Source organism: Burkholderia sp. AcTa6-5, assembly GCF_017815075.1.
In the GTDB taxonomy this organism is placed as follows: domain Bacteria; phylum Pseudomonadota; class Gammaproteobacteria; order Burkholderiales; family Burkholderiaceae; genus Burkholderia; species Burkholderia sola.
Genome location: NZ_JAGIQE010000008.1, coordinates 246,944 through 271,819 on the forward strand (window position 1 = coordinate 246,944; position 24,876 = coordinate 271,819).

General features: G+C 65.0%; 23 protein-coding genes, 2 tRNA genes and 1 pseudogene. 6 read left to right on the forward strand and 20 right to left on the reverse strand.

Features of this window, described 5'->3' with window-relative positions:
- Nucleotides 1-46: 46 nt before the first annotated feature.
- From scpB to J8I33_RS13830, 3 genes are all read right to left on the reverse strand, one after another.
- The gene (gene scpB, locus J8I33_RS13820) at nt 47-1,078 is read right to left on the reverse strand and encodes an SMC-Scp complex subunit ScpB (protein ID WP_124556360.1); all 1,032 of its coding nucleotides are present in this window, start codon (nt 1,076-1,078) and stop codon (nt 47-49) included.
- Nucleotides 1,079-1,350: 272 nt separating this feature from the next.
- Nucleotides 1,351-2,553 (reverse strand): pyridoxal phosphate-dependent aminotransferase, encoded by a 1,203-nt coding sequence (locus J8I33_RS13825; RefSeq protein WP_209936932.1) that lies wholly within the window; start codon nt 2,551-2,553, stop codon nt 1,351-1,353.
- Nucleotides 2,554-2,627: 74 nt separating this feature from the next.
- Nucleotides 2,628-3,530, reverse strand: coding sequence for a LysR family transcriptional regulator (locus J8I33_RS13830; RefSeq protein WP_209936940.1), 903 nt, complete (start codon nt 3,528-3,530; stop codon nt 2,628-2,630).
- 430 nt (nt 3,531-3,960) lie between these two features.
- Here J8I33_RS13830 and J8I33_RS13835 point away from each other — a divergent pair.
- Both J8I33_RS13835 and J8I33_RS13840 read left to right on the forward strand, forming a co-directional pair.
- Nucleotides 3,961-4,347, forward strand: a pseudogene (locus tag J8I33_RS13835) (transposase); the annotation flags it as partial.
- A gap of 211 nt (nt 4,348-4,558) precedes the next feature.
- Complete coding sequence (locus J8I33_RS13840) at nt 4,559-4,810, forward strand: hypothetical protein (RefSeq protein ID WP_050012479.1); 252 nt, start codon at nt 4,559-4,561, stop codon at nt 4,808-4,810.
- Between the two features lie 192 nt (nt 4,811-5,002).
- On the opposite strand, the gene J8I33_RS13845 is transcribed toward J8I33_RS13840, so the two are convergent.
- Entirely contained in the window at nt 5,003-5,320 is a 318-nt protein-coding gene (locus J8I33_RS13845) for a hypothetical protein (RefSeq protein ID WP_050012478.1), read from the reverse strand.
- Nucleotides 5,321-5,480: 160 nt separating this feature from the next.
- On the opposite strand from J8I33_RS13845, the gene J8I33_RS13850 reads away from it, so the two are divergent.
- The 3 genes from J8I33_RS13850 to J8I33_RS13860 all read left to right on the forward strand — a co-directional run bounded on the left by J8I33_RS13850 (nt 5,481) and on the right by J8I33_RS13860 (nt 7,075).
- Entirely contained in the window at nt 5,481-6,197 is a 717-nt protein-coding gene (locus J8I33_RS13850; RefSeq protein WP_209937023.1) for a YdcF family protein, read from the forward strand.
- A gap of 220 nt (nt 6,198-6,417) precedes the next feature.
- Complete coding sequence (locus tag J8I33_RS13855) at nt 6,418-6,681, forward strand: hypothetical protein (protein ID WP_050012476.1); 264 nt, start codon at nt 6,418-6,420, stop codon at nt 6,679-6,681.
- Between the two features lie 136 nt (nt 6,682-6,817).
- On the forward strand, nt 6,818-7,075 hold the full coding sequence (locus J8I33_RS13860; RefSeq protein ID WP_034184019.1) for a hypothetical protein: 258 nt from the start codon (nt 6,818-6,820) through the stop codon (nt 7,073-7,075).
- A 48-nt stretch (nt 7,076-7,123) separates the two neighbouring features.
- Here J8I33_RS13860 and J8I33_RS13865 read toward each other — a convergent pair whose 3' ends face one another.
- From J8I33_RS13865 to J8I33_RS13880, 4 genes are all read right to left on the reverse strand, one after another.
- Nucleotides 7,124-7,414, reverse strand: a complete 291-nt coding sequence (locus J8I33_RS13865) for a putative quinol monooxygenase (protein ID WP_050012475.1) — start codon at nt 7,412-7,414, stop codon at nt 7,124-7,126.
- A 532-nt stretch (nt 7,415-7,946) separates the two neighbouring features.
- Nucleotides 7,947-9,155: an outer membrane protein assembly factor BamC gene (gene bamC, locus J8I33_RS13870; RefSeq protein WP_050012474.1), complete on the reverse strand. Its 1,209-nt coding sequence runs from the start codon at nt 9,153-9,155 to the stop codon at nt 7,947-7,949.
- 140 nt (nt 9,156-9,295) lie between these two features.
- Nucleotides 9,296-9,372 (reverse strand) — tRNA-Pro (locus tag J8I33_RS13875).
- A 137-nt stretch (nt 9,373-9,509) separates the two neighbouring features.
- Nucleotides 9,510-10,223, reverse strand: a complete 714-nt coding sequence (locus J8I33_RS13880; protein ID WP_209936947.1) for a methyltransferase domain-containing protein — start codon at nt 10,221-10,223, stop codon at nt 9,510-9,512.
- 391 nt (nt 10,224-10,614) lie between these two features.
- Here J8I33_RS13880 and J8I33_RS13885 point away from each other — a divergent pair, with 391 nt between their 5' ends.
- Nucleotides 10,615-12,825, forward strand: a complete 2,211-nt coding sequence (locus J8I33_RS13885) for a hypothetical protein (RefSeq protein ID WP_209936949.1) — start codon at nt 10,615-10,617, stop codon at nt 12,823-12,825.
- An 80-nt stretch (nt 12,826-12,905) separates the two neighbouring features.
- On the opposite strand, the gene J8I33_RS13890 is transcribed toward J8I33_RS13885, so the two are convergent.
- From J8I33_RS13890 to J8I33_RS13945, 12 genes are all read right to left on the reverse strand, one after another.
- The gene (locus J8I33_RS13890) at nt 12,906-13,319 is read right to left on the reverse strand and encodes a MerR family transcriptional regulator (RefSeq protein WP_050012471.1); all 414 of its coding nucleotides are present in this window, start codon (nt 13,317-13,319) and stop codon (nt 12,906-12,908) included.
- 52 nt (nt 13,320-13,371) lie between these two features.
- Nucleotides 13,372-13,758, reverse strand: a complete 387-nt coding sequence (locus tag J8I33_RS13895) for an integration host factor subunit alpha (RefSeq protein ID WP_006486093.1) — start codon at nt 13,756-13,758, stop codon at nt 13,372-13,374.
- Between the two features lie 71 nt (nt 13,759-13,829).
- Nucleotides 13,830-16,259, reverse strand: a complete 2,430-nt coding sequence (gene pheT / locus J8I33_RS13900) for a phenylalanine--tRNA ligase subunit beta (RefSeq protein ID WP_209936954.1) — start codon at nt 16,257-16,259, stop codon at nt 13,830-13,832.
- Nucleotides 16,260-16,356: 97 nt separating this feature from the next.
- Nucleotides 16,357-17,370 (reverse strand): phenylalanine--tRNA ligase subunit alpha, encoded by a 1,014-nt coding sequence (gene pheS, locus J8I33_RS13905; RefSeq protein ID WP_050012469.1) that lies wholly within the window; start codon nt 17,368-17,370, stop codon nt 16,357-16,359.
- Nucleotides 17,371-17,519: 149 nt separating this feature from the next.
- The gene (rplT, locus tag J8I33_RS13910) at nt 17,520-17,879 is read right to left on the reverse strand and encodes a 50S ribosomal protein L20 (protein ID WP_004192938.1); all 360 of its coding nucleotides are present in this window, start codon (nt 17,877-17,879) and stop codon (nt 17,520-17,522) included.
- 30 nt (nt 17,880-17,909) lie between these two features.
- Complete coding sequence (gene rpmI, locus J8I33_RS13915; RefSeq protein ID WP_004191477.1) at nt 17,910-18,107, reverse strand: 50S ribosomal protein L35; 198 nt, start codon at nt 18,105-18,107, stop codon at nt 17,910-17,912.
- Nucleotides 18,108-18,297: 190 nt separating this feature from the next.
- Nucleotides 18,298-18,822, reverse strand: a complete 525-nt coding sequence (gene infC / locus J8I33_RS13920) for a translation initiation factor IF-3 (RefSeq protein WP_071734130.1) — start codon at nt 18,820-18,822, stop codon at nt 18,298-18,300.
- Between the two features lie 49 nt (nt 18,823-18,871).
- Complete coding sequence (gene thrS / locus J8I33_RS13925) at nt 18,872-20,779, reverse strand: threonine--tRNA ligase (protein ID WP_209936959.1); 1,908 nt, start codon at nt 20,777-20,779, stop codon at nt 18,872-18,874.
- A gap of 270 nt (nt 20,780-21,049) precedes the next feature.
- A tRNA-Val gene (locus J8I33_RS13930) sits at nt 21,050-21,126 on the reverse strand.
- An 84-nt stretch (nt 21,127-21,210) separates the two neighbouring features.
- A complete protein-coding gene (locus tag J8I33_RS13935) occupies nt 21,211-23,445 on the reverse strand; it encodes a bifunctional (p)ppGpp synthetase/guanosine-3',5'-bis(diphosphate) 3'-pyrophosphohydrolase (RefSeq protein ID WP_124637873.1) in 2,235 nt (744 codons plus the stop codon).
- Between the two features lie 39 nt (nt 23,446-23,484).
- A complete protein-coding gene (locus J8I33_RS13940) occupies nt 23,485-23,838 on the reverse strand; it encodes a RidA family protein (RefSeq protein WP_050012466.1) in 354 nt (117 codons plus the stop codon).
- 79 nt (nt 23,839-23,917) lie between these two features.
- The gene (locus tag J8I33_RS13945; RefSeq protein ID WP_089488380.1) at nt 23,918-24,814 is read right to left on the reverse strand and encodes an alpha/beta hydrolase; all 897 of its coding nucleotides are present in this window, start codon (nt 24,812-24,814) and stop codon (nt 23,918-23,920) included.
- Between the last annotated feature and the right edge of the window lie 62 nt (nt 24,815-24,876).

The window sequence follows — 24,876 nt, forward strand, 5'->3', positions numbered from 1 at the left end:
GTCAGGTCTCGCGCCCGGCGCGGGCGCGGCAAGAAGTTGGCCGCGATCAGGCGCGACGCTGTTCGGGTTCTGCTTCGTCGTCCGGCAGCGCGTCGGCGCCGATGGGCGCACTGGCGCTTCGCACGGCATCCGCGAGACTGTCGGACGTGTCGTCCAGCGTCTCGTCGTCCGCAGGACGGGGGCGGGATGCGTCGGCCTGATCGGCCTCGCCGGGCATGCCGCCGGCCGCTTCCGCTCCGTCTCCGGCAGCCGCTTCGGCGGCCGGCTTGCGATCTTCCTCGCTCCAATCCGCACGCTGCGGCTCGGGCTGCACATCGGTCGGCACTGCTTCGGCGCCAACCTGTTCCGTCTGTTCAATCTGTTCCGTTTGCCCGCGATCAGCATCGAGCGTATCGCGACCCGGAATTTCCTGCGTCGACGCGACGTCGGCCGCGGCATCGCCGGCCCCGTCGGTCGACTCGCCGGCGACTGCTTCATCCGCCAGCGCCTGCGGCGCGTCGGCCGCCGGCATGTCACCGTCGAAATCCATCGCCTGCTGCGCGAGCAGCGCGGCCTCGATGTTCGCGGCCGGCTCTTCGAGCGCGGGCAGGTCGTCGAGCGCCTTCAGGCCGAGATCGTCGAGGAACTGCTTGGTCGTCGCATACAGCGCCGGACGCCCCGGCACGTCGCGATGACCGATCACCTCGATCCAGCCGCGGTCCTCGAGTTGCTTGACCACCTGCGTATTGACCGTGACGCCGCGAATCTCTTCAATGTCGCCGCGCGTGACGGGCTGCCGGTACGCGATGATCGCGAGCGTTTCGAGCACCGCGCGCGAATATTTCGGCGGCTTCTCGGGATGCAGGCGATCCAGATAATGACGCATCGCCGGCTTGCTCTGAAAGCGCCACCCGGTCGCCAGCGCCACCAGTTCGACACCGCGACCGGACCAATCCTGTTTCAGGTCTTCGAGCAACGTGCGGACCGTGTCAGCCGACACGCCGTCGGCAAAGAGCTTGCGCAAATCGCCAAGCTTCAGCGGTTCCTGCGCACAGATCAAAGCAGTCTCGAGGACGATCTTCGCCTCTTGGGTATTCATGCAGCTAGGCCAGACCCTGTGGTCAAACGAACCGGATCAACAAACAGACGAAAGGAACGGAAGACGCGCTCGCCCGATTCTGATCGGTCATATTGATGGGAGCACGAACCGGGGGCGGCGAACCAACTTCAGGCCAGGCCCAAACCGGACGGAACAGCACGGCTCAACGACGGAACCGCGTGACTGAGCGCCATATTACGCAAAATTGCCCGGTGCGTAAAGATGAGCGGAACAGGCCGCCGCCCGGGCGGCGCGCCCGCTCCGTCCCCGCTTCAGCGGGCACCCGCGCCATGCGCAAGGAACCGGCGCAGCCGCTCGACGCCCGCGTCGAGCCGCGCCGGATCGCACGCATAACACCAGCGCACGAACCCCTCCCCCTCCGGGCCGAACGCACGCCCGGGCGCCAGGCCGAGCCCCGCGTCGCGCACCAGCGTCTTGCAGAACGCCAGGCTGTCGGCCGCCCCCGGCAGCCGCAGGAACAGGTACATCGCGCCCGGCGGAGGCGGCACCTCGACGCCCGGCAGCGTCCGCAGCGCGGCGACCAGGTGATCGCGCGCGTCGCGCAGCGCCGTGACTAACGACCGCACGAACGGCTCGCCGTCGCGCAACGCGACCTCGGCCGCGGCCTGCACGAAGCCCGGCGCGCACGACGTGTTGTATTCGACGAGCTTCGACAGGTCGCCCATCACCAAGGCCGGCGCAATCAGCCATCCGAGCCGCCAGCCCGTCATCGCCCATGCCTTCGAGAACGAATTCACGACCACGACGCGCTCGTCGCGAGACGCGATGTCGAGAAACGACGGCGCGCCGCCCTCGTCGAAGGCAAGCCGCTCGTACACCTCGTCGGCGACCAGCCAGATGCCGTGACGACGACAATGGGCGAGCACGGCCAGCTGATCGTCGCGCGACATCGTCCAGCCGGTCGGGTTGTTCGGCGAGTTGATCAGCAGCATCCGCGTATCGGGCGTCAGCGCCGCGAGCAGCCGGCCGACGTCGAGCTGCCAGCCCGCGTCGCCGTAGCCGAGCGGCACGCAATCGACCTGCGCTCCCAGAATCTTCGGAATCTCGACGAGATTCGGCCACAGCGGCGTGACGGCGACGACACGCTCGCCCGGCCCGACCAGCATCTGGGCGGCCAGCATCAGCGCACTCACGCCCGAACTCGTCACGGCGACCGTGTCGGCCGCCGTCGCACCGTGACGCGCGCTGACGTAGGCCGCGATCGCGTCGCGCAGCGGCGCCGTGCCGAGATTGTGCGTGTAGAAGGTCGCGCCGTCGCGCAGCGCCGCCGCCGCGGCGTCGCGGATGAAGTCCGGCGTCACGCGATCGGATTCGCCGAACCAGAACGGCAGCATGTCCGGCACGCCGAAGCCGGCGTTCGCGACCTCGCGGATCAGCGACGGCCGCAGCGCATGCACCGCGGTGCGCGCCGCCGGCTCATCGTGCGGCGGGAAAAAACCTGCGGAATGCGTCATCGAGAACACCGCGGAGGAACACGATCCGCGTAGTGTACCGGCCGGCAAGCCGGACCGGCGCACGGCGGCGCACGTCAGTCGAGATCCTCGGCCCTTGCCGGCATCTGCCGCACGAGCTCCCAGATCGCCTGCGCGGCGGGCGACAACGACCGGTCGCGGCGGCGCACCAGCTCGACGGTGCGTTCGGTGCGCGGCGTGAGCGGCCGCGCGACCAGCGTCGAGCCGGCAGGCAGCGGCAACGACAGCCACGGCTGCACGCTCACGCCGACACCGGCCTCGACCAGCCCGAACACGGTCGCCGAATGCCCGAGTTCCTGCATGACCGTCGCGTTGACGCGATGCGTGGCCAGCGCCGCGTCGATCAGCGGCCGACTGCCCGACGCATGATCGAGCAGCACGAGGCGCTCGCCGTCGAGCGCCGTCCACGGCACCTCGGCCCGCGCCGCAAGCGAATGGTCGGCGCGCGCGACGAGGCAGAACGAATCGGTCATCAGCGGCTCGCAGACGATATCGGCGACCGTCAGCGGCCCGATCACGACGCCGAAGTCGACTTCGCTCGACTTCACCTTGCGCAGCACGTCGCTCTGCACGTCGTCGCGCAGGCCGAGCGTCACGAACGGGAACTGGCGCTCGCACGACGCCACCACGCGCGGCATCAGCCTGCAGGCGATCGTCGGGCTTGCCGCGACGATCACGCGCCCGCGACGCTGCTCGCCGATTTCGCGAATCTCGCGCAGCGTGTCGTCGAGATCGTCGAGCAGGCGCGACACGCTCGCGATCAGGTTTCCGCCGACGTCGGTCAGCTGCACGTCGCGCGTCGTCCGGTCGATCAGCTTCAACCCGAGTTCGGCCTCGAGCTCACGCACGCAACGGCTGACCGCGGACTGCGTGAGCCCGATCTCGTCACCCGCCCGACTGAAGCTCTTGAGCCGCGCGACCTCGATGAACACGCGAAGCTGGCGCAGCGTAACGTTCATGTCCCGACCTCATCAATCGCCGATATCGATGCGTGATTCTAATGTGCGAAGCCGTCCGCGGTGAGCGAATCTGGCCCCCGCCGTCCATGTTTCGCTGCGGTGCAATAGATTCGCAAACGCACGTGACATGGGCGAATTGCACAAGATTGGTGATTGTCCCGATTTGCTGACGGGTTATTTTGGCGTCTTATACGCCCCTAGCTGACTTAGCCGTTAGCTCGCTGCCAAGCGGCTCTCGAGGGATTCACCTCCGACATGGCACGCTTCGTGCATTACCTTGCGCACAGGGTGCAGGTTCGTCGGACGGAAGAGCAGAAACGCCGCTGCCGGCCAACCGGACGCCCCCACCCGGCACTCGACGCTCGAGTGCTTGAAGAGTGCGCGGCGCAGGGCAGCGCACCGGAGTTAGCTTCGCTGAGGTGAGGACATGATGCTGTTCGACGATTTGAGAGATAACGAGTGGGCGCTGGTCGAGGGTCTGTTTTGCTCGGAGCCCGCGCGGAGCGAGCGGCGCGGCCGTCCCCGCGTGGAAGCCCGGTCGGTGGTCAACGCCGTGCTGTGGGTGCTGTCGACGGGTGAAGGCTGGTCGAAACTGCCGGGCCGCTACCCGTCCCCGCCGACCTGCCGCCGCCGCTTCGACGAATGGCAGGCGGACGGTACGCTCGCCGAAATCGTGAAACGACTCGGCACGAGCGGTCGGCAAATCTCGCTGCGCGGACGCATCGGCGCAAGCGCGGCGAAGCCGCCCGCTCCGCCGAGCCGCGATCGGCTGCGCGGCGCCTTCTGGACCAATCCGGAATCCTGGCGCGCGCCCGTCAAGATGGCGTAACGAATGCTCGATCGGGCGGCTGCGGCCGCCCGGTGTCTTTCTGCGACGCGACTTCGTTGCGTCGCACGCTTTGCCGTCGATTACCGTTGTCGTGCCGCGAAACATCTATTTACCAATATTTACAGCAAGCCTGCACTCCCACGCTTACCTTAGCGTCATATCAACAGGCCGCACGGACGGCTTGAGAGGGAGCCCCGCCATGAAAACAATGTCACTGCTCGTTGCATGCGGCATTGTCGTTTCCGTGGCGCTGGCCGCTCCGGCCCATGCCGACGATCGCGCGAAGCCGCCCCATCGCCAGCAGGACCACCGCAACAGCCTCCGCCAGCCGCCGGCCGCCAACTCGTCGAGCCGGCAAACCGTGCCGCGCGGCGACTTGCGCGGCGATATCGCCAGCAACGCTCGGGCGCGGATCGGCTCACAGCCGCCCGGCATGTCGCGTCATCCGTAGTCCTGTCGATTTCGAGATTTCGCCAAAGAAAATGCCCGGATCCGGGAACTGCGCCGCATGCGGCGAGTCACATCGTTGCCATGAGCACAGCGTGGCAGCAGCAAAAGTATCCGGTACGCCCGTATCCTCGCGATACGGGCTTTTTTTGCATCGCCGGCCTGCGCGGCGATGCACGGGCCGGGATGAAGCCCGCTACAGGCGGCTTTCGAGAATCGCCACGGCGCCCGCTTCGCTCAATGCGTAGTCGTCCATGCGGCGATCAGTCCAGGAAAGTAATTTCTCGGCGCGCTCGAGGCGCGAGAATTCGGCTCGACCGCTGTCGGTCAGTACGGCAATGTCGACCGGTGCATGAAAGCCCGGTGCGGGGGCAACGGTCTTCTGCCTGACCGTGTCCATCAGCCCGAGCGAACGGAGATACTCGAACACGCCCGGGCGGCGTGCCCACGGTACCTGGCGGTACTGCACTCGTCTCAATGCGTCGAGCACCGCTTCGTTGGAATACGTGGCCATCTCGATTCTTTCTTAAAGTGCAGCGACAATGCGAAGCGGCGCACCGGGCGGGGTCTCCGCCCGCCGAAACCGCCACCGATTCTGGAGGCCAACGTTGTTCGGCGTCGCGTCAGGGCCGTATCGTCAGCCGTCCATAAAAAGACACCATACCCCAATCAAATTGATTCTGTTCGATTCATTTGTACTTCTCTTCATCGGTTTCATGCTCTGCCGCAAGCAGCGTCGAACCATTTCGATCGCCGCCGCCGCGATGTTCTGGCTGCTCGCGACGGGCTGGCTCGCGGCGCCGCTAATCGCGTGGACCGAGGCCGGCGTCACGCCGGTCGAGCGCCCCGACATGCATGGGCGCACCACGCTGATCCTCATCGGCGCCGGCACGCACCGCACCGACACCGGATTGCAGCCGCCGCCGGACGGCGTCGCGCGCATCCGCAAGGTGGCGGCGCTCTATCGCACGTGTCGGCAGCAGGCCCAGCGCTGCACCGTCGTGATGTCGGGCGGCGACCCGCAACATCACGGCGACACGGAGGCGGCCGTCTACGGACGCCAGCTCGTCGCGCAGGGCGTGGCGCCCGCCGACCTCGTGCTCGAACCGAACAGCCGCACGACCTACGAAAACGCGAAATTCACTGCGTCTATACTACGCTCACAGTATGACGACGCGCGCATTCTCGTCACGTCGTCGTATCAGATGCGCCGCGCCCTGCTCGATTTCCGCCGTTTCGGCATCGATCCGCAGCCCGTTTATGCGAATCTCCGCCGCGCGCAGACGGGCTGGCTGCCGCGCTGGCGCAATGTGGCCAACGCCGCGCAGGCGCTGCACGAGCTGGTGGGAATCGCGCAATTCCACGTGTATCGCTGGCTCGGCTGGTTTTGACGACACCGGGAAACCCGGCGCGAAAATCGCGGTACCACTCGGATGGCAGACGCGTGACGAAGTGCGCGAAGTGTTGCGCGACTTCAACGAGGTCTTGCGTCGTGCGACGATCCGGTGCACATTGATCCGTCACTTTTGTTACACTCGACACGCACTCGACGGCAGTCGCCAGACAAAACGGCAACACTCGGGTTCATCACCACTTAGCGGAGGTAAAGCAATGAAGAAGACGTCCCTGGCTATCCTGGTAGCGATGTCGGCGCTGACTGGCGCAGCGTACGCGCAAGAGAGCACGCAGATTCAAACCATCACCGACCCGGCCAAGATCGCCGAGATCGAGCAGCGTGCACAAGCGCTGCAACAGCAACAAGCGGCCGAAGCGGCTCAGCCGGCGGCGCAGGAAGAGCATCACCACGGCAAGAAGGCTGCGCATCACAAGAAGGCCGCCAAGAAGGCGAAGGCTGCAGACGCTGCCAGCCAGTAAGTTCGGCGGCACCGCTTCAGCGAAAAGCCGAATCCGGGCAGCCGGGTTCGGCTTTTTTGGTTGCGGCGCCTGCGCGCTGTGCTAAAGTCGCGCACCGAAATTTTCCACCCGTGCGCACCCCGGTGCGGAGGACAGCATGAGCAACATTCAACTCGACATCGAGTGGACCGAAGCCGCCACTCGCCAGATCAAGCAACTGATGCCCCGCGGCTCGGCCGACGCGTTCCTCGCGCTGCCGCCGATCGAGTGCCTGCCGATGGAAGGCGACGTGCTGTTCCTCGGCCCGCAAGGCAAGCAGCAACCGTTCATCGTTGCCGAGCGCCAGTATCACCATGACGGCGACGCCGACTGGACGATCATCCTGATCCTGGACGTACCCGGCACGTCGCACTGACGCGCCGCCCGCGACCGGACACGTCCGGTCGCCCTGGCCTGCTCGCGTTCAGAGGAGCTTCGACAGCACGCGGATTTCGGAACGCTCGATCCAGTCCGCGGCCGCCTCGCGATAAGCGAGAATATGCGCGGAACGCGCATGAGCAGCCAACGCCTCCTCGCTCTCCCAACGCTCGACGAATACGAACCGCGCGGGCTCCTTCAGATCCCGGTGCAAGTCGTACTGCAATGCGCCGGCTTCGTTGCGGGTCGGCTCGACGATACCCTCGAGCACGGTGCGCAGTTTTTCCTCCGCGCCCGGCTTCGCCACGATCAGCGCCACGACTGCAATTTCCGCCATTCCCGCCTCCTTCGTCCGAAAAAGTCCGAGAATACGCGAATCCCGCAGCGCGCATCGGCTACGCCGATACGGCATGACGATGGCACAAAAAAATAGCCCGCGCTTCAGAGAAGCGCGGGCGAAACCGTCGCCCTACGAGGATAGGCGACGGGGCCATCGAGATCCGCACGCGGGTGCGGATCATCATCTGTTGTGCGGACGCTTGTCGCGTCGGCATGTGAAGGCATCGAGACCGTTGTTCGGCGCACGCGGCGCACGCTCCGGACGCTGACGCCAGCCTCCCCGTTCTAACGATTCCAACCTATAAAGCAGGTTACGTGCCAAGCTCGACATGCACGACACTCCTTTGATTCGTAAGGACAATTTTTTGGATCGGCGACAATGTGACACGTGTTCTGTCGTCGTAACGCCCGGATGTTACGTAACGTCACGAGGCGGGCCGAACCACTAGAACAATCGCACGCGCCAGCGAGCAGCCATGAAAAAAGCCCGCCGGATGGCGGGCTTTTCAGGAGTGCGGGAAACGCCGGGATCAGCGGAGCTGATTCACGAGCAATCCCATGATTTGCCGAGCCGGCGACGACGTGTCGATCGCGCCCGCATCGTCGACGACCGCGACACGCGTCTGATCGGCAGTGAGCGCCTTCACGTTGACGCGATACTGCTTCGCCTGCTTTTCCTTCTTGCCGTGGAACAGCTGGCTCCAGAAGCCCTGCTCGGCCGAGCTCAGATCCTTCGGATCGACATAGCGCACGAAATACAGCCCCTTCGAGCGATCGCGATCGTCGACCGTGAAGTTCGCGCGATCGAGCGCGAGACCGACGTGCAGCCACGACCGGTCGTACGGCTCGCCGAGCGTGACTTCGGACGGCACGGCCGCATCAGCCGCGTCGCTGCCTTGCGCCGACGTGCGCGACACGTTCTGCGCGGCGATTGCCGCAGCGGCCTTCGACGACGCGTCGGCATCGGCCTTCTTGTCTTTCGGTACTGCGTCGTCCTTGATGTTCGCGATCGGCGGTTCGCCGTTCTTCGCGCGCTGCTCGTTCTGCGCGAGCACGGCCATCAGCCGCTTCAGGTATTCCGTCTCGAGCGCCGGATCGTTCGGCTTCGGCTCCCACTTGCTCGAATCGTTGTTCGCGCCGGTGATCGCCTCGCGCATCCCCTTCTGACTGATGAACACGTAGGTGCCGCCGTTCGGCGCCGAATCGAGACGCGTACGGTACTTGTTGCGCTCGGCCGTCACGTACGAATTGCCCATCGCCTTCGAGATCACGCTGCGGATCAGGCCGTCGTTGATCTGCGGATGGGTTTCGTTCCAGTCGGTTTCCATCACGCCCTTGTCGCGCTGGTCGACGACGAGCAGGAAGCCCTGCTCCTGCCAGAAACGGCGAACCTGCGGCCAGATCGCGGCCGGTTGCTTGCCGTCGATCACAAGCCAGCTTTCGGTGCCGTCGCGCTGGATATGCATGCCGGCCACGGCCGGCGCGACGGTGTCCAGCGCGGGCGCGGCTTGCTGGACCTGCTTGAGCGCGGACAGGGAAGTCGCGCCGCCCTGGGGCGGCAGCGAACGCTGATCGGCCGTCTCGTCGAGCATGTTGGGCGGCACTGCGAGCGACGCTTCCTTCGATTTCGAATCGCTCTTGTAGTCCACTTTCGTGGGCGACGACGTACCGCAACCGGCGACGAGCGCGCCGGTGGCGAGCACTGCAGCGAACCGCATGGTAAGACGAAGATCAGTCATGTTCGGGGAATCCTCTTCCGCTAAATCACGGCGCTTTCCGTGGATCAACCGTGCATTTTACCGGGGCCGCGCCGCGATGTGCAAAAAAGCGACGGCCAAGAAAAAACCCGCGTCAGCTTGAACTGACGCGGGTTCTTGTCTGGTCGGGGCGAGAGGATTTGAACCTCCGACCACCTGCACCCCATGCAGGTACGCTACCAGGCTGCGCTACGCCCCGAAAGAAAAAAATTATAACAGACAGTTCCCCGATTTAGAACGGGTCGCATGCATTTTGTGCCTGCCCTCGTGAAATTTTTTGGCGCGATCGTGCCGATGCAAGCAATCCGCGGCATCGAACCCGCATCGCCTTCACCGTCACCGCTTGCGCGCGATACAGATGACCGTCAGGCCGGCGATGCAGTTGAAGCGGAACATCGGCAACTCGATGCGGCAGATCGTCTTGAGCAAACCGTTGACGAACGGATGATGACGGCGCAATTGCGACGCAGGCTCGCGCGGATGCGAACGCGCCCGCTCGCCCAGCCGCAGTGCGGCCGCGAGCGGAAACGTCAGGCCGAAATAGTAGGCGCCGTGCTCGACGTCGAGCCCCGCGCGCCGGACCACGTCCTCGAGGCCGCCGAGCGTATACCTGCGCTTGTGCTCGAGAAAATCGTCGTGGCCGCTCCAAAGAAACTGGAACGCGGGAACCGTGATCAGGAACCGGCTGCCCGCAGGCGCGCCCTTCACATACTGCGTCAGCAGCCCGACGTCGTCGTCGACATGCTCGAGCACGTCCATCAGCAACACGAGATCGGCATCGAATCGATCGACGGAGCGCCGAAAGTGGATGGGCTTGCCGGCCGCTTCGCCATCGCTGTCGTCGGCGTAGCTCGTGTCGACACACCATGCTTCCGTCGCCGGCGTGCGCTCGAGCAGATGCTTCGAGAAAAAGCCGGAGCCCGCACCGACGTCGAGTATCCGGTTCACGCCCGACGCGCCCAGGAACCGGCGAATGGCGCTCGCCTTCGACGCGTAGTACCAGTGATCGCCCACTCCCGCACCCAGTACGTCGACTTCCTTCAGGTCCATGGCGCTTCCCCGTGATGGCTGCCGTGTTGTGATGTCGAATTCGCCACTGAGCCGATCTTACCTCGCCGCCCTCGCCGATCGTATCCGTCGATGCCCGGGGCCGCGCCGCTTCGGCATCCGGTGAAACCCGCGCCGGTCATGGTCGACCGCGGGTTTTCAGGGGCGCGTCGAAAGACGCCGGCCGACGGTCCGGACAAACCAAACGACCGTTTGATCCGCCCGTCCATCCACCGCGAAACCATTGTCCGGCAGCCCGCCAGCGCGCCGTAACCGGGCGGCCGTTGTTTGGTAACGCCGCTCTAGCGCGCTATGACACACTGCACGGCATCGACGCTCGCGCCGTGCAGTGGCGCGCGCCCCCGTCGATCAAGACAAGACATGGAGACAGACGATGCGGAATGCGGTCCGGCGCGGCCATCGCTCGCCTTTGGCAATTTTCGACCGGGTTGCCGGCCTGCGACGCACGGCCGCCCCGCGATCACACACGACATCCCGCGTGTTCGGCTGCGGCGCGCTGGCGCTCACGCTGCTCTGCGCCGGCTGCGCGGAATCGGCCGCGCAGCGCGACAGCAACACGTCGATCGCATCGACGAAGATAGAACGCACGAAGGCGGAGCGCCTCGCGCGCGAGCAGCAAATCGCGCGCACCGTGCCGTCGCTCGCGTCGATCAGACTCACGCAACCGCGCCCGTTCACGCTGCGCGACTCGGGCCAGAACGGCGCGATGACGTTCCTGCGCGACGTCGATTTCCGCGTCGTCAACAATCTCGGCTTCTTCATTCATCAGCTGTCGGCCACGCTCGTGCCCACGCAGGCGGGCGCGCCGATCGTATTCGACGATCCGACGAGCTTCGAGATCGACGTGCACGAAGGCACGGTCACGCTCGACAACGCGAAGCTGACCGCCCTCTTCAACACCTACATCTTCGGCTATCGCAACGCGCCGCTGCGCAAGCTCGCGGTATCGGCCGGCGACGGCGTGATCCATCTGCAAGGCGAGATGCAGCGCGACGGCTGGGTACCGTTCTCGCTGACCGGCACGCTCGCGATCCGCGACGGCAGCCAGCTCGTGTTCCACCCGACCGGCGTACGCGTGTCGGGCCTCGACGCGCAGCCGGTGATGCGCGCGGCCAACGTGAAAATGGCCGACCTGCTGAAGGTGGAGACGCCGATCGCGCAACTCGCCGGCGACGATCTCGTGATGGCGGTCGACAAGCTGATGCCGCCGCCGCGCCTGAAGCTGACGATCACCGCGCTGCACGTGACGCCGGCGGGCCTCGACCTGAAGCTCGACGACGGCACGCATGCGGGCTTCGCGATGCCCGCGAACGCGCCGCAGCAAGCGATGTACATTCGCGGCGGCGACGTGAAATTCATGCGCTCGATGCCGATGAACGCGGACATCCTGATCGCTCCGCTCGACGCGTCGAAGCGCGACCAGACGTTCGTGTTCGACCTGTACCACTATCGCGACCAGGTATCGGCCGGCTATTTCAACTTCGACGAAAGCGGCGCGATGGCGATCCGGATGCCTACATATGCGGGCCCGGCCAGCGGCGCGCTGCTCGGCAACGCGGCCGCGCGCCTGAACGACAGCTTCCTCGCCGCGCAGCAGAATGCGCTGCGCGACGTGCGCCAGCATTGGGAAGCGTACGCGCTCGCGGCGGACGCCGCGCGGCCCGGCATGCAGAAGGTCGCGATGCGACGCACGTCGACGACGCCGTTCAACGAGCGGCACGTGTCGAACCGCAACCCGACGATCCATCTGCGCAACGTCGACTTCAACCTGTCCGGCGATATCGGTTTTCATGTCGAAGATCTCGACGTGGAACTCGTGTCGAAGCGCGCCGGCGAACCCGTCGATCTCGACGACCCGAACCAGTACGACATCCGCATTCTCGGCGGCACGGTCGTCGAGTCGTGGAAGGCGATGTCGGCGCTGTTCAACGACTACCTGCTCGACTATTCGCCGCGTTCGCTGAACGGCCTGCAACTGAGCGCGGACGGGCAGAACCTGCGCGTCCAGGGCGGCATCAAGCTGTGGAATCACGTGCCGGGCGTCTGGCTGCCGACCGACATGAAGGGCTCGCTGACGGTGCTCGACGACCGCCACCTCGCATTCAAGCCGTCGCAGGTGTCGGTGCTCGGCATCCCGCAGGCGACGCTACTGCGCTCGCTCGGCATCGAGCTGTCGTCGCTGACGCCGCTGCAGCGGCGCGGCGCGGAACTGCGCGGCGACACGCTCGTGCTCGACCAGTACACCGTGTTCCCGCCGCCCGTGCTGAACGGCAAGCTCGGCCAGGCGACGGTCGAGCGCGACGGCTTGCGTCTGACGTTCCGGCGCGCACCGGGCGCGCCCGCGCCGAAGCGGCCGCAGATCGATGCGCCGAGCTACATGTGGATGGAAGGCGGCGACATGAAGATGTTCAACGTGCTCGAACTGAACGTGCGCGCGCTGATCCGGAATTCGGCCGAGGCCGGCCCGATGCGGTTCGACCTGTACGGGTACCGCAACCAGGTCGCGCAGGGCTCGGTGCGGATGCTGCCGGACGGCACGCTGGTCGTCGACATGGGCCGGAAGAATCCGCTCGCGTCGCGCTGATCCGCAGGCGCGACCCGCTTGAAAAAAGCCCGGTGGCGGTCGCCAACCGGGCTTTCCCATACATCCTGCGCACCGTGCGCTCAGTCGTGTTTCAGTCCGTCGATCACGTCCAGCAACGCCTGCCGCAACGCGGTCACATCGACGTTTGCGCCCGCGTTGGCCGCCCCGCGCGCATCGGCGGCCTGCACATCGGATTCGACCGGCTCCGCCGCGGCCCGATCGCTGCCCGGCGAATCGAGCCGGTTGCGCGCGCCGTTGATCGTGAAGCCCTGCTCGTACAGCAACTCGCGAATCCGCCGGATCAGCAGCACTTCGTGATGCTGGTAATACCGCCGGTTGCCACGCCGCTTCACCGGCCGCAGCTGAGTGAACTCCTGTTCCCAGTAACGCAGCACGTGTGGTTTGACCCCGCACAGTTCGCTGACTTCGCCGATCGTGAAGTAGCGCTTCGCGGGAATCGGAGGCAAGACGACTTTCTCAACCGTGGTGGTCATCGGTTAACCGTCGGTAAGGGTGCGCGGCGGCCGCGCGGGGCGTGGGCGCGTATTACTCCGCGCCGTTTTCGACCAGCGCCTTCAGCTTCTGGCTCGCGTGGAAGGTTACCACCCGGCGGGCCGCGATCGGAATCGCTTCGCCCGTCTTCGGGTTGCGGCCCGGGCGCTGCGGCTTGTCGCGCAACTGGAAATTGCCGAACCCCGACAGCTTGACGCTTTCGCCGTTTTCGAGCGCATCGCGGATCACTTCGAAAAACGCCTCGACCATGTCCTTCGCTTCACGCTTGTTCAGCCCGACGCTATCGAACAGCAGCTCCGCCAGTTCCGCCTTCGTCAGCGTCGGCGTCTCCGTGGACGCCGGCGCCGAAGCGTCGCGGTTCATGGCGCTGCGTTGCGCCGTCAGGAGGGCTTCGAATTCACTCGAGGTCATGTCGTTCATATCTGCCATACAGCGCGTTGAATCAAAACTTACGATGGAAAAAGCCGCCCGCGAACGGGCGGGCCCTCTCCTTAGCCGCGCAGGCGCGCACCGGCACGAGCCATTCGCTCGACCAGCGTCTGGATCGCCTGATCGACGACCTCGTCCTGCAGCGTGCCAGCCGCGTCCTGCAGCGTCACGCGGAAGGCAAGGCTCTTCTCGTTCGCGGCAAGACCACCGGAAGTATTTGATTTTGCACGAAATTCGTCAAAGAGTACAACCTTCTGAACGAATCGGCAGGCGTCTTCGGCAAGCGCCTTCTTCATTTCGTCGAAAAGTGCCTGAACCTCGACCGCCTGATCGACGACAACGGCGATATCGCGACGGACCGGCGGGAATTTCGACACGTCGGTCGGCGCGGGCAGCGCACGTGCAGTCAGCGCATCCGCGTCGATTTCAAACATCACCGGCGCGTGCGGCAGCTCGTACTTCTGCATCAGGCGCGGATGCAGCTCGCCGATCCAGCCGACCGCACGGCCATCGACTTCGATGCGCGCGCTGCGGCCCGGATGAAGGGCCGGATGCTCGGCCTTCACGAAGCGCGCGACCGCCGGCGCGAGCAGCGCTTCGAGATCGCCCTTCACGTCGAAGAAATCGACCGCGCGGGTCGCAACGCCCCACTGCTCGTCGAATGCCGGACCGTACGCCAGCGCGCCGACGCGCTTCGGCTGCACATGACCTTCGACCGCCAATTCGCCGGCCTTCACCGACGGATCGGCAATGAACACGCGCCCCGATTCGAACACGCGCACGCGATCGGCGCGGCGGTTCAGGTTGTGGCGCAGCACCGAGATCAGGCTGCCGAACAGCGTCGTGCGCATGACCGAAAGCTGGCTGGCGATCGGGTTCAGCAGACGGATCGGGTTGTCGTTGCCCGCGAAATCCTGCTCCCACTCCGCATCGACGAAGCTGAAGTTGACGGTTTCCGCGTAGTCGCGCGCGGCGAGCGCGTGACGGATGTCGTGGATCGAACGCCGCGTCTCGTGGGTCGCACGCATTTCGCTCGTCGCGACCGGCGGCCGCGCCGGAATCTTCTCGAAGCCGTAGATGCGCGCCACTTCCTCGATCAGGTCTTCCTCGATCTCGATGTCGAAGCGGTGCGACGGCGGCGTGACGAGGAACGCGTCGTCTTCACGCTCGAACGGCAGGCCGAGGCGCGTGAAGATGTTCGCGATCTCGTCGGCGTCGATCTTCACGCCGATGATGCGGTTCGCGCGCGACACACGCATCTTCACCGGCACGCGCTGCGGCAGGTTCACCGCCTGATCGTCGACCGGGCCGGCCTTGCCGCCGCAGATTTCGAGGATCAGTTGCGTGATGCGCTCGACGTGCTCGACGGTCGTCGCGTAATCGACGCCGCGCTCGAAGCGATGGGCCGCATCGGTCGAAAAGTTGTACTTGCGCGCGCGGCCGCGGATGCTGTCCGGCCACCAGAACGCGGCTTCGAGGTAGATGTTGGTCGTATCGAGCGTGACGGCCGTGCTGTCGCCGCCCATGATGCCGGCCAGGCTTTCGACCTGACGATCGTCCGCGATCACGCCGACCGTTTCGTCGAGTTCGACCGTGTTGCCGTTGAGCAGCTTCAGCGATTCGCCGCGCTTGCCCCAGCGCACTTCGATGCCGCCGTGGATCTTGTCGAGATCGAACACGTGCGACGGGCGGCCGAGCTCGAACATCACGTAGTTCGAGATGTCGACGAGCGCGGACACGCTGCGCTGGCCCGAACGCTCGAGGCGCTCGACCATCCACTGCGGCGTCTTCGCGTGCGCATTCACGCCGCGGATCACGCGACCCGAGAAGCGGCCGCACAGATCGGGCGCGGCGATGCGCACCGGCAGCGTCTCGTCGAGCTCGACGTTCACCGGGCGGATGTCGACCGGCGTCAGCGGTGCGCCGGTGATCGCGGCCGTCTCGCGCGCGATACCGAACACTGACAGGCAGTCGGCCTTGTTCGGCGTCAGCTTGATTTCGAAGATCGTGTCGTCGAGATTGAGCGTCTCGCGGATGTCCTGGCCGATCGGCGTATCTTCCGGCAGGATCAGCAGCCCGCTGTGATCCTCGGACAATTTCAGCTCACGCGCCGAGCACAGCATCCCCTGGCTTTCCACGCCGCGCAGCTTCGACAGCTTGATCGCGAACGGCTTGCCGCCCTCTTCCGCCGGCGGCAGTTCCGCGCCGACCAGCGCGACCGGCACCTTGATGCCGGGTGCCACGTTCGGGGCGCCGCACACGATGTTCAGCGTCGCGCCGGTGCCGGCGTCGACCTGGCAGACATTGAGCTTGTCCGCATCCGGATGCTTGACGACTTCGAGCACGCGGCCGACGACGATCTTCGACGTCGGCGGCGCAGCCTTGCTCAGCGATTCGACTTCGAGCCCCGCCATCGTCAGCGCGTGCGACAGGGCGTCGGTCGTCAGCTGCGGGTCGACAAAGGTTCTCAACCAGGATTCAGGGAATTGCATGGATGTCTACGTTCGAAACAGGTTAGATCGACGCCCGGGCTCCGTCGGAAACGTCCGTCGGGGCATGCGCGGGCACAGGTCGGCGCGGCGAGCGGCGTTATGCGAACTGGCGCAGGAAACGCAGGTCGTTCTCGAAGAACAGCCGCAGATCCTGGACGCCGTAGCGCAGCATCGTCAGGCGCTCGAGGCCGCTGCCGAACGCGAAACCGATGTAGCGCTCGGGGTCGAGGCCCATGTTGCGGATCACGGTCGGATGCACCTGCCCGGAGCCGGAAATTTCGAGCCACTTGCCGGCGTTCTTGCCGTGCTCGAACATCATGTCGATCTCGGCCGACGGTTCCGTGAACGGGAAATACGACGGACGGAAGCGCACGAGGATGTCGTCGCGCTCGAAGAATTTTTTCAGGAAGTCGGTATAGACGCCCTTGAGGTCGGCGAAGCTGATGTTTTCGTCGATCCACAGCCCCTCGACCTGATTGAACATCGGCGAGTGGGTCGCATCGCTGTCGACGCGATACGTGCGGCCCGGCGCAATCACCTTGATCGGCGGACGGTTCATGCGCGCATAACGCACCTGCATCGGGCTCGTGTGCGTGCGCAGCAGCAGCTGGCGGCCGTCGGCATCCTTGCCTTCGACGTAGAAGGTGTCCTGCATCGAACGCGCCGGATGGTTCTCCGGGCTGTTCAGCGACGTGAAGTTGTACCAGTCGGTCTCGATTTCGGGGCCGTCGGCCACGTCGAAACCGATCGAGCCGAAAATCTGTTCGACACGCTCCCACGTGCGCATCACCGGGTGCAGGCTGCCTGCACCGGCGCCACGGCCCGGCAACGTCACGTCGATCGCTTCGGCGGTGAGGCGCTGATTCAGCAGCGCGTCGGCCAGGGCCTGGCGACGGGCGGTGAGCGCGGCTTCGACCTGCTGCTTCGCGACGTTGATGCGTGCGCCTTCGGTCTTGCGTGCTTCGGGATCGAGCTTGCCGAGGCCCTTGAGCAACTCGGTCAGCGCACCCGATTTGCCGAGAAATCGGGCTTTCTCGTTTTCGAGCGTGGTGATGTCGGCAGCCTGTTCGAAGGACTGCTGCGCGTCGGCGACAATCTGGTCCAGATCCATAGATCCCATCATTTCCAACGTCATTCGGTCTTGGCGAGCGAAATGGTCTCGCCAAACAAAAAAGGGGCTCGGAAGAGCCCCGTTTTCGCTGCAGCGGCCGAGACTACCGGAACCTCGCTGCAACTAACCACGCAGTGCTAATTTCGCAATTAGGCTGCAACGGCGGCTTTCACCTGCTTGACGATCGCAGCAAAAGCAGCCTTGTCGAACACCGCCATGTCGGCCAGCACCTTACGGTCGAGTTCGATCGACGCCTTCTTCAGGCCGTTGATGAACACGCTGTAGGTCATGTCGTGCTGGCGAACTGCCGCGTTGATACGCGTGATCCACAGTGCGCGGAACACACGCTTCTTGTTGCGGCGATCGCGATACGCATACTGACCAGCGCGCATCACCGCCTGCTTGGCGATGCGGTAGACGTTATTGCGGCGGCCGCGATAACCCTTGGCCAGGTTGATGATCTTCTTGTGGCGGGCCCGTGCGGTTACCCCACGTTTGACTCGAGGCATGTTTCTCTCCTTGGAGTATCAGTTGAGGGGTTACGCGAACGGGAGCATCGCGCGGACGGAGTTCAGATCGGAATCATGAACTGCCGTTGCGCCGCGCAGATGGCGCTTGTTCTTCGTGGTTTTCTTGGTCAGGATGTGACGCTTGAAGGCTTGACCGCGCTTGACGGTACCGCCCGGACGCACCACGAAGCGCTTTGCAGCGCTCTTCTTGGTCTTCATCTTAGGCATGACGAACAACTCCAGTTTATTAGATGGCGATGGGTGTGCGGTTGGCTTGCGCCCTTGACCCGCCCTTCGAAACCCAGTCCACTTGTGTACGGCGCACCGCTTGCGCAGCCGCCGTCATCGTTGGCGCGCCGCCCTGACCGGGCAACGCGCCGAACCACTGTCGAACCTGCGCGCGATGCGCGCGGGCTCGTTACTTCTTTTTCTTCGGCGAGAGCACCATGATCATCTGGCGCCCTTCCATCTTCGGCATCTGCTCGACCTGGCCGACTTCCTCGAGATCCGTGCGCAGACGCTCCAGCATCCGCATACCGATTTCCTGGTGAGCCATTTCGCGGCCGCGGAAACGCAACGTGATCTTCGTCTTGTCGCCCTCTTCGAGGAAGCGCACGAGATTGCGGAGCTTGACGTTGTAATCCCCGTCATCGGTACCCGGGCGGAACTTGACTTCCTTGACCTGGATGACCTTCTGCTTCAGCTTCGCTTCGTGCTGCTTCTTCGATTCCTGGTACTTGAACTTGCCGTAATCCATCAGACGGCAAACCGGCGGCACCGCTTGCGGCGCGATCTCCACCAGGTCAACATCCAGTTCTTCCGATTTACGGAAAGCGTCAGCGAGTTTTACGATACCGAGCGGTTCGTTCTCGATCCCGACCAGGCGCACTTCCGGCGCAGTGATTTCACCGTTGATGCGGTGCGACGACTTATCAGTAGCGATGTTACGTTTCCTCTAAAAATTAAAAAAACGAGCCGCGCTGCCAGGGCGGTTACTTGAACGAGCGCAGGTCTTCCTGCAGACGCTCAACGAAGGCTTCGACCGGCATAACGCCAAGATCGACGCCGCCACGGGCACGCACGGCTACCGTTTGCGCATCACGCTCCTTATCGCCCACGATGAGGAGATAAGGCACCTTTTCCAGCGTGTGCTCGCGTATTTTATAGCTAATCTTCTCGTTGCGCAAATCGGCCGCCACTCTAACCCCTTGTTTTTGCAACGTTTGGGTCAGAGCGTGCGCATATTCGGCCTGACTTTCGGCGATATTGAGCACAATTGCCTGGTACGGCGCGAGCCAGACCGGCATTGCACCAGCATGGTGCTCGATCAAGATGCCGAGGAAACGCTCCATCGAACCGACGATCGCGCGGTGCAGCATCACCGGCCGGCGACGGCTGTTGTCCTCGGCGACGTACTCGGCGCCCAGGCGCTCCGGCAGCACCATGTCGAGCTGCAGCGTGCCGCACTGCCACGAGCGGCCGAGGGCGTCCTTGATGTGGTACTCGATCTTCGGGCCGTAGAACGCACCCTCGCCCGGCAACTCTTCCCACGTGAGGCCGCAGGCGGTCAGCGCGTCGCGCAAACCCTGCTCGGCGCGATCCCACGTTTCGTCCGTCCCCGCACGCTGGTCGGGGCGCAGCGACAGCTTGATGTCGATGTGATCGAAACCGAAGTCCTTGTACACGCTCATCGCGAGCGTGTTGAACGCGATCGATTCCGAGATGAACTGATCTTCCGTACAGAAGATGTGCGCGTCGTCCTGCACGAAGCCGCGCACGCGCATCAGGCCGTGCAGCGCGCCCGACGCCTCGTTGCGGTGGCACGAGCCGAATTCCGCGTAACGCAGCGGCAGGTCGCGGTACGAGCGCAGGCCGTGCTTGAACACCTGGACGTGACCCGGGCAGTTCATCGGCTTGATCGCGTAGTCGCGCTTTTCCGACTCCGTCGTGAACATGTTCTCGCGATAGTTCTGCCAGTGGCCCGACGCTTCCCACAGCGAGCGGTCCATGATCATCGGCGTCTTGATCTCGAGATAGCCGGCGTCGTTCACGCGGCGGCGCATGTACTGCTCGACCTGCTGCCACAGCGCCCAGCCCTTCGGATGCCAGAACACCATCCCCGGCGACTCTTCCTGCATGTGGAACAGGTCGAGCTGCTTGCCGAGCTTGCGGTGGTCGCGCTTTTCCGCTTCCTCGAGCATGTGCAGGTACTGGTCCTGGTCTTCCTTCTTCGTCCAGGCCGTGCCGTAGATGCGCTGCAACTGCTCGTTCTTCGAATCGCCGCGCCAGTACGCGCCCGCGACCTTCATCAGCTTGAAGACCTTCAGCTTGCCGGTGGACGGCACGTGCGGGCCGCGGCACAGATCGGTGAAGCCGCCGTGCGAATACAGCTTGATTTCATCGCTTTGCGGAATCGATTCGATGATCTCGGCCTTGTACTTCTCGCCGATGCTGCGGAAGTAACCGGCCGCCTCGTCGCGCGACACGACACGGCGCGTGACCGGCTCGTCCTTCTTCGCGAGTTCCTGCATGCGCTTTTCGATCTTTTCCAGATCTTCCGGCGTAAACGGGCGGTTGTACGAGAAGTCGTAATAGAAACCGTTGTCGATCACCGGGCCGATCGTCACCTGCGCGTCCGGATACAGCTCCTTCACCGCATACGCGAGCAAGTGGGCGGTCGAGTGGCGGATGATGTCGAGGCCGTCGGCATCCTTGTCCGTGACGATCGCGAGCGACGCGTCGCGGTCGATCAGCGTCGACGTATCCACGAGCTCGCCATCGAGCTTGCCACCCAGCGCAGCCTTGGCGAGGCCGGGACCGATCGAGGCCGCAACCTCGGCAACTGTCACCGGATGCTCGTATTGTCGAACTGAGCCGTCAGGCAAGCGTATCGAAACCATAGCATTCTCCGTGATGCCGACAGTGGGCGGCAGACCAGGTACGCGAGATCAAACTCGCGCGTGAAAATTCGCGACAAAAAAAATGCGGCCCCGCTTTCGAGGGGCCGCATTCGATACTTCACTCAAACTGAAAGGGCGAAAACGTTCCTCGACTAGCGTCGCTCCGAAGTGGTTTCGGTCAACGTTCGCGGTGTCATAACCGTATTCGCCTTGTTCGCGTTGAGTTGTGTACTGCTTCGAACACCCGGAGGCCGGACATTCTCAATTCGTTGGTAGGCTCGATTGGATTCGAACCAACGACCCCCACCATGTCAAGGTGGTGCTCTAACCAACTGAGCTACGAGCCTAGAGAAGCTAAGATTATATGGAGTGGCTGCAGGCTTGGCAAGTGTTTTATGCGGTCGCAGCAAAATAACGCGGATCCAACCCCATCAGGATTTCCGCCCTGCCCGCACGACGCCCTGCACCTCGCCGAGCAGCGTGCACGCGCGCTGCACCTGCGCCGAATTCGAGACCTCGACCGTGAACTGCATGAAGGCCGCATTGCGGCGGCTTTGCGTCTTCACGCCCACGACGTTGATCTTTTCGCGCGCGAACACTTCGGAGATATCGCGCAGCAGCCCTTGCCGATCGCTCGCCTCGATCATCAGGTCGACCGGATAGACGGACGCGCCGCGCCCGCCCAGCACGTCGGCCGACCAGGTCGTCTGCAGCACGCGTTCCGGCGCGCGCTCGACCATCCGGCGAAACGTCGGGCAGTCGGTGCGGTGGATCGACATCCCCTTGCCGCGCGTGACGAAACCGCTGATCGGATCGGGCGGCGCCGGACGGCAGCAGCGCGCCAGCTGCGTCAGCAGCGCGTCGACGCCCACCACCAGCACGCCGGTCGACGCACCGTGCGCGACGCTCGCGCCGCTACTGCGCTTCTCGAAATCGGCCGGCGCCTCGGGCGCCGGTTCCGGCGGCGGCGCGTCGGACAGCGCGTGCTCGACGTTGCGCAGGCTGAATTCTTCCTTGCCGACGACCGAGAACAGCTCCTCGGGCGACTTGAAGCCGAGCTTCGCGGCGAGGTTGTCCAGGCTGACCGACGTCTTGCCCTCGCGCTGCAGCGTCTTTTCGACGAGCGCGCGGCCGTGCGCGATGTTTTCTTCCTGCTCGATCGAGTTGAACCACGCACGCACCTTCTGCCGCGCACGCGGGCTCTTCAGGTAACCGAGCTGCAGGTTCAGCCAGTCGCGCGACGGCCCGCCTTCCTTCACCGCGACGATCTCGACCGTCTGGCCGTTCGAAAGCGGCGTGTTCAGCGGCACCATCACGCCGTCGACGCGCGCGCCGCGGCAGCGATGGCCGAGCTCGCTGTGCAGGTGGTACGCGAAATCGACCGGCGTCGCGCCCTGCGGCAGCGCGATCACGCGCGCCTGCGGCGTCAGCACGTAGATGTGGTCGTCGTCGAGCGACGTCTCGCGCAGTTGCGCCCACGCCTGATCGCCCGACACCTCGGTGCCGTCCTCGACGTCGTCCTTCCACGCGAGCAACTGACGCAGCCACGCGATCTTCTCGTCGTACTTGTCGCTCGCCGAGAACTGGCCGCCATAGCCGCGTGCGCCGGCCTCCTTGTAGCGCCAGTGCGCGGCGACGCCGTACTCGGCGAAGCGATGCATCTCCTGCGTGCGGATCTGCACTTCGAACGCACGGCCGTCGTCGCCGATCACGACCGTATGCAGCGACTTGTAGCCGTTCGGCTTCGGCCGCGAGATGTAGTCGTCGAACTCCTTCGGCACCGGCTGCCACAGGTGATGCACGATGCCGAGCACCGCGTAGCAATCCTTGATGTCGGGCACGATCACGCGAAACGCGCGGACGTCGTACAGCTCGGAGAAATCGAGCTCCTTGCCGCGCATCTTGCGCCAGATGCTGTAGATATGCTTCGGCCGGCCGCTGACGTCGGCCTGGATGTGCGCTTGCGCGAGCTCGTGCTGCAGCCGCGCGATCGCCTGCGTGACGTACGCCTCGCGCTCGATGCGCTTCTCGTCGAGCAGCTTCGCGATCCGCTTGTAGGTGACGGGATCCTCGAAGCGGAACGCGAGATCCTCGAGTTCCCACTTCAGTTGCCAGATACCGAGACGGTTCGCGAGCGGCGCATAGATCTCGAGCGTCTCGCGCGCGACGTCGGGCGGCGGATCGAGCTTCGCGGCCGCGTAGTAGCGCAGCGACTGCAAGCGCGAAGCAAGGCGGATCAGCACCACGCGGATGTCCTGCGCGAACGCGAGCAGCATCTTGCGCAGCGCCTCGATCTGCGTGCGCCGCTCTTCCGCCGCGTCGCGCCCGGAGTCGGGCTTCGCGTTCTGCGCGGCGCGCAGGCTGACGGTGCCGAGCCGCAACAGCTTGCGCACGTCGGCCACGAGCCGCGCGACTTCGTCGCCGAAACGCTCGGTCAGCTCGCGTTCGGGGTCGCTCAGATGCGGCGTCAGCACGAACAGCGCGGCGGCCTGCATCGCGTGCGGATCGACGTTCAGCGTGCGCATGATCGCCGCCGTGCCGGCCGAGTGATCGGCGAGCAGCTCGCCGGACGACAGGCGCGCGTCGCCGGCCCGCTCGCGCACGAACGCGAGCACGTCGTCGAACGACGGCGCCGCGACGGGAGAAGCGGAAACGGATTCGGTCATTGCACGGCCTGCCGGAATACGGTCATCTTTGGCTGACGCTCAGCTCCGCTGCGCGGCGACGACCACGATCTCGACGAGCAGCGCCGGATCGGCGAGCTTCGCCTCGACGGTCGCGCGCGGCGGCGCGTTGCCTTCCGCAACCCATGCGTCCCACTCGGCATTCATGCCTTCGAAGTTCGCGAGATCCGAGATGTAGATCTGCACCGACAGCAGATGGGCCTTGTCGCTGTTCGCTTCGGCGAGCAGGCGGTCGATGTGGCCGAGCACTTCGCGCGTCTGGCCGCGGATGTCCTGCGTGGTGTCTTCGGCGATCTGGCCGGCCAGATACACGGTACCGTTGTGGATCGCGGTTTCGGAGAGACGGGCCCCGACGTGGTGACGAATGACTGCCATGAAATGTTCCGGTCGTGATGGGTAGGGATTCGGGCGGCGGCACGGCCCGCGTGCCGCCGAACCGCATATTATGACGCGTTTATGCGTCGCCTTCGACGAAAAACCGCCGCGCGAGCGCAATCTGGTCCGCGCTGACGAACGCCGGCGCGTGCCCTGCCCCCGGAATCTCGACCTGCGTCACATGCCGGCCGCGACGGACCATTTCGGCCGCCGTCTCGCGCGACAGCAGGTCGGACGTCTCGCCGCGCACGACGAGCAGCGTCGCGTCCGTCGTCTCGATCGCGCGCCACAGCGCGGCCTCGCCGAGCGCGGCCAGTTCGGGCGTCGTCGCCTTGAACGGCTCGGCGATGCGCGGATCGTAGCGCATCGTCCAGCCGCCTTCGGGCAGTTCGTGCAGCAGCGGCCCGTTGATCTCGCGCCACTCGTCGGCGCTCAGCGCACCGAACGGCAGCGACAGCGACGTCAGATAATCGACTCCCTCCTGCTCGGTCGCAAAGCGCGGCTGCACGCCGAGGTACTCGCCGATACGCGTCAGCGAATCGGGCTCGATGCGCGGACCGACGTCGTTGACGATCATCCGGCGCAGCGGCGAACCGGGCAGCCCGGCAAGCGCCATGCCGATCAGGCCGCCCATCGACGTGCCGAACCAGTCGACCGATTCGACGTCGAGCCGGGCAATCAGCGTCACCATGTCGGCCACGTATTGCGGAATCGCATAGAGCCGCGGATCGGCCAGCCGGTCCGAGCGGCCACGCCCGGCGACATCGGGGCAGACGACGCGATACGTATCGGACAGCGCGGCGGCCAGCCGGTCGAAATCGCGGCCGGAGCGGGTCAGGCCGTGCACGCAGACGAGCACGCGCGAATTCGCGGGGTCGCCCCACTCGGTATAGGCGACGTGGTGAAGGCCGGCCGTGCTCGCACACTGCACGCGCCGCTGGCGGGGAACCGGGGGATTCGCTGAGGTCGTTGGCATCGTTGGCATCCTGTCGAACGGGGGGCGACGCGCGGGGCAACGCTTGCGACGCCCGATGCAAA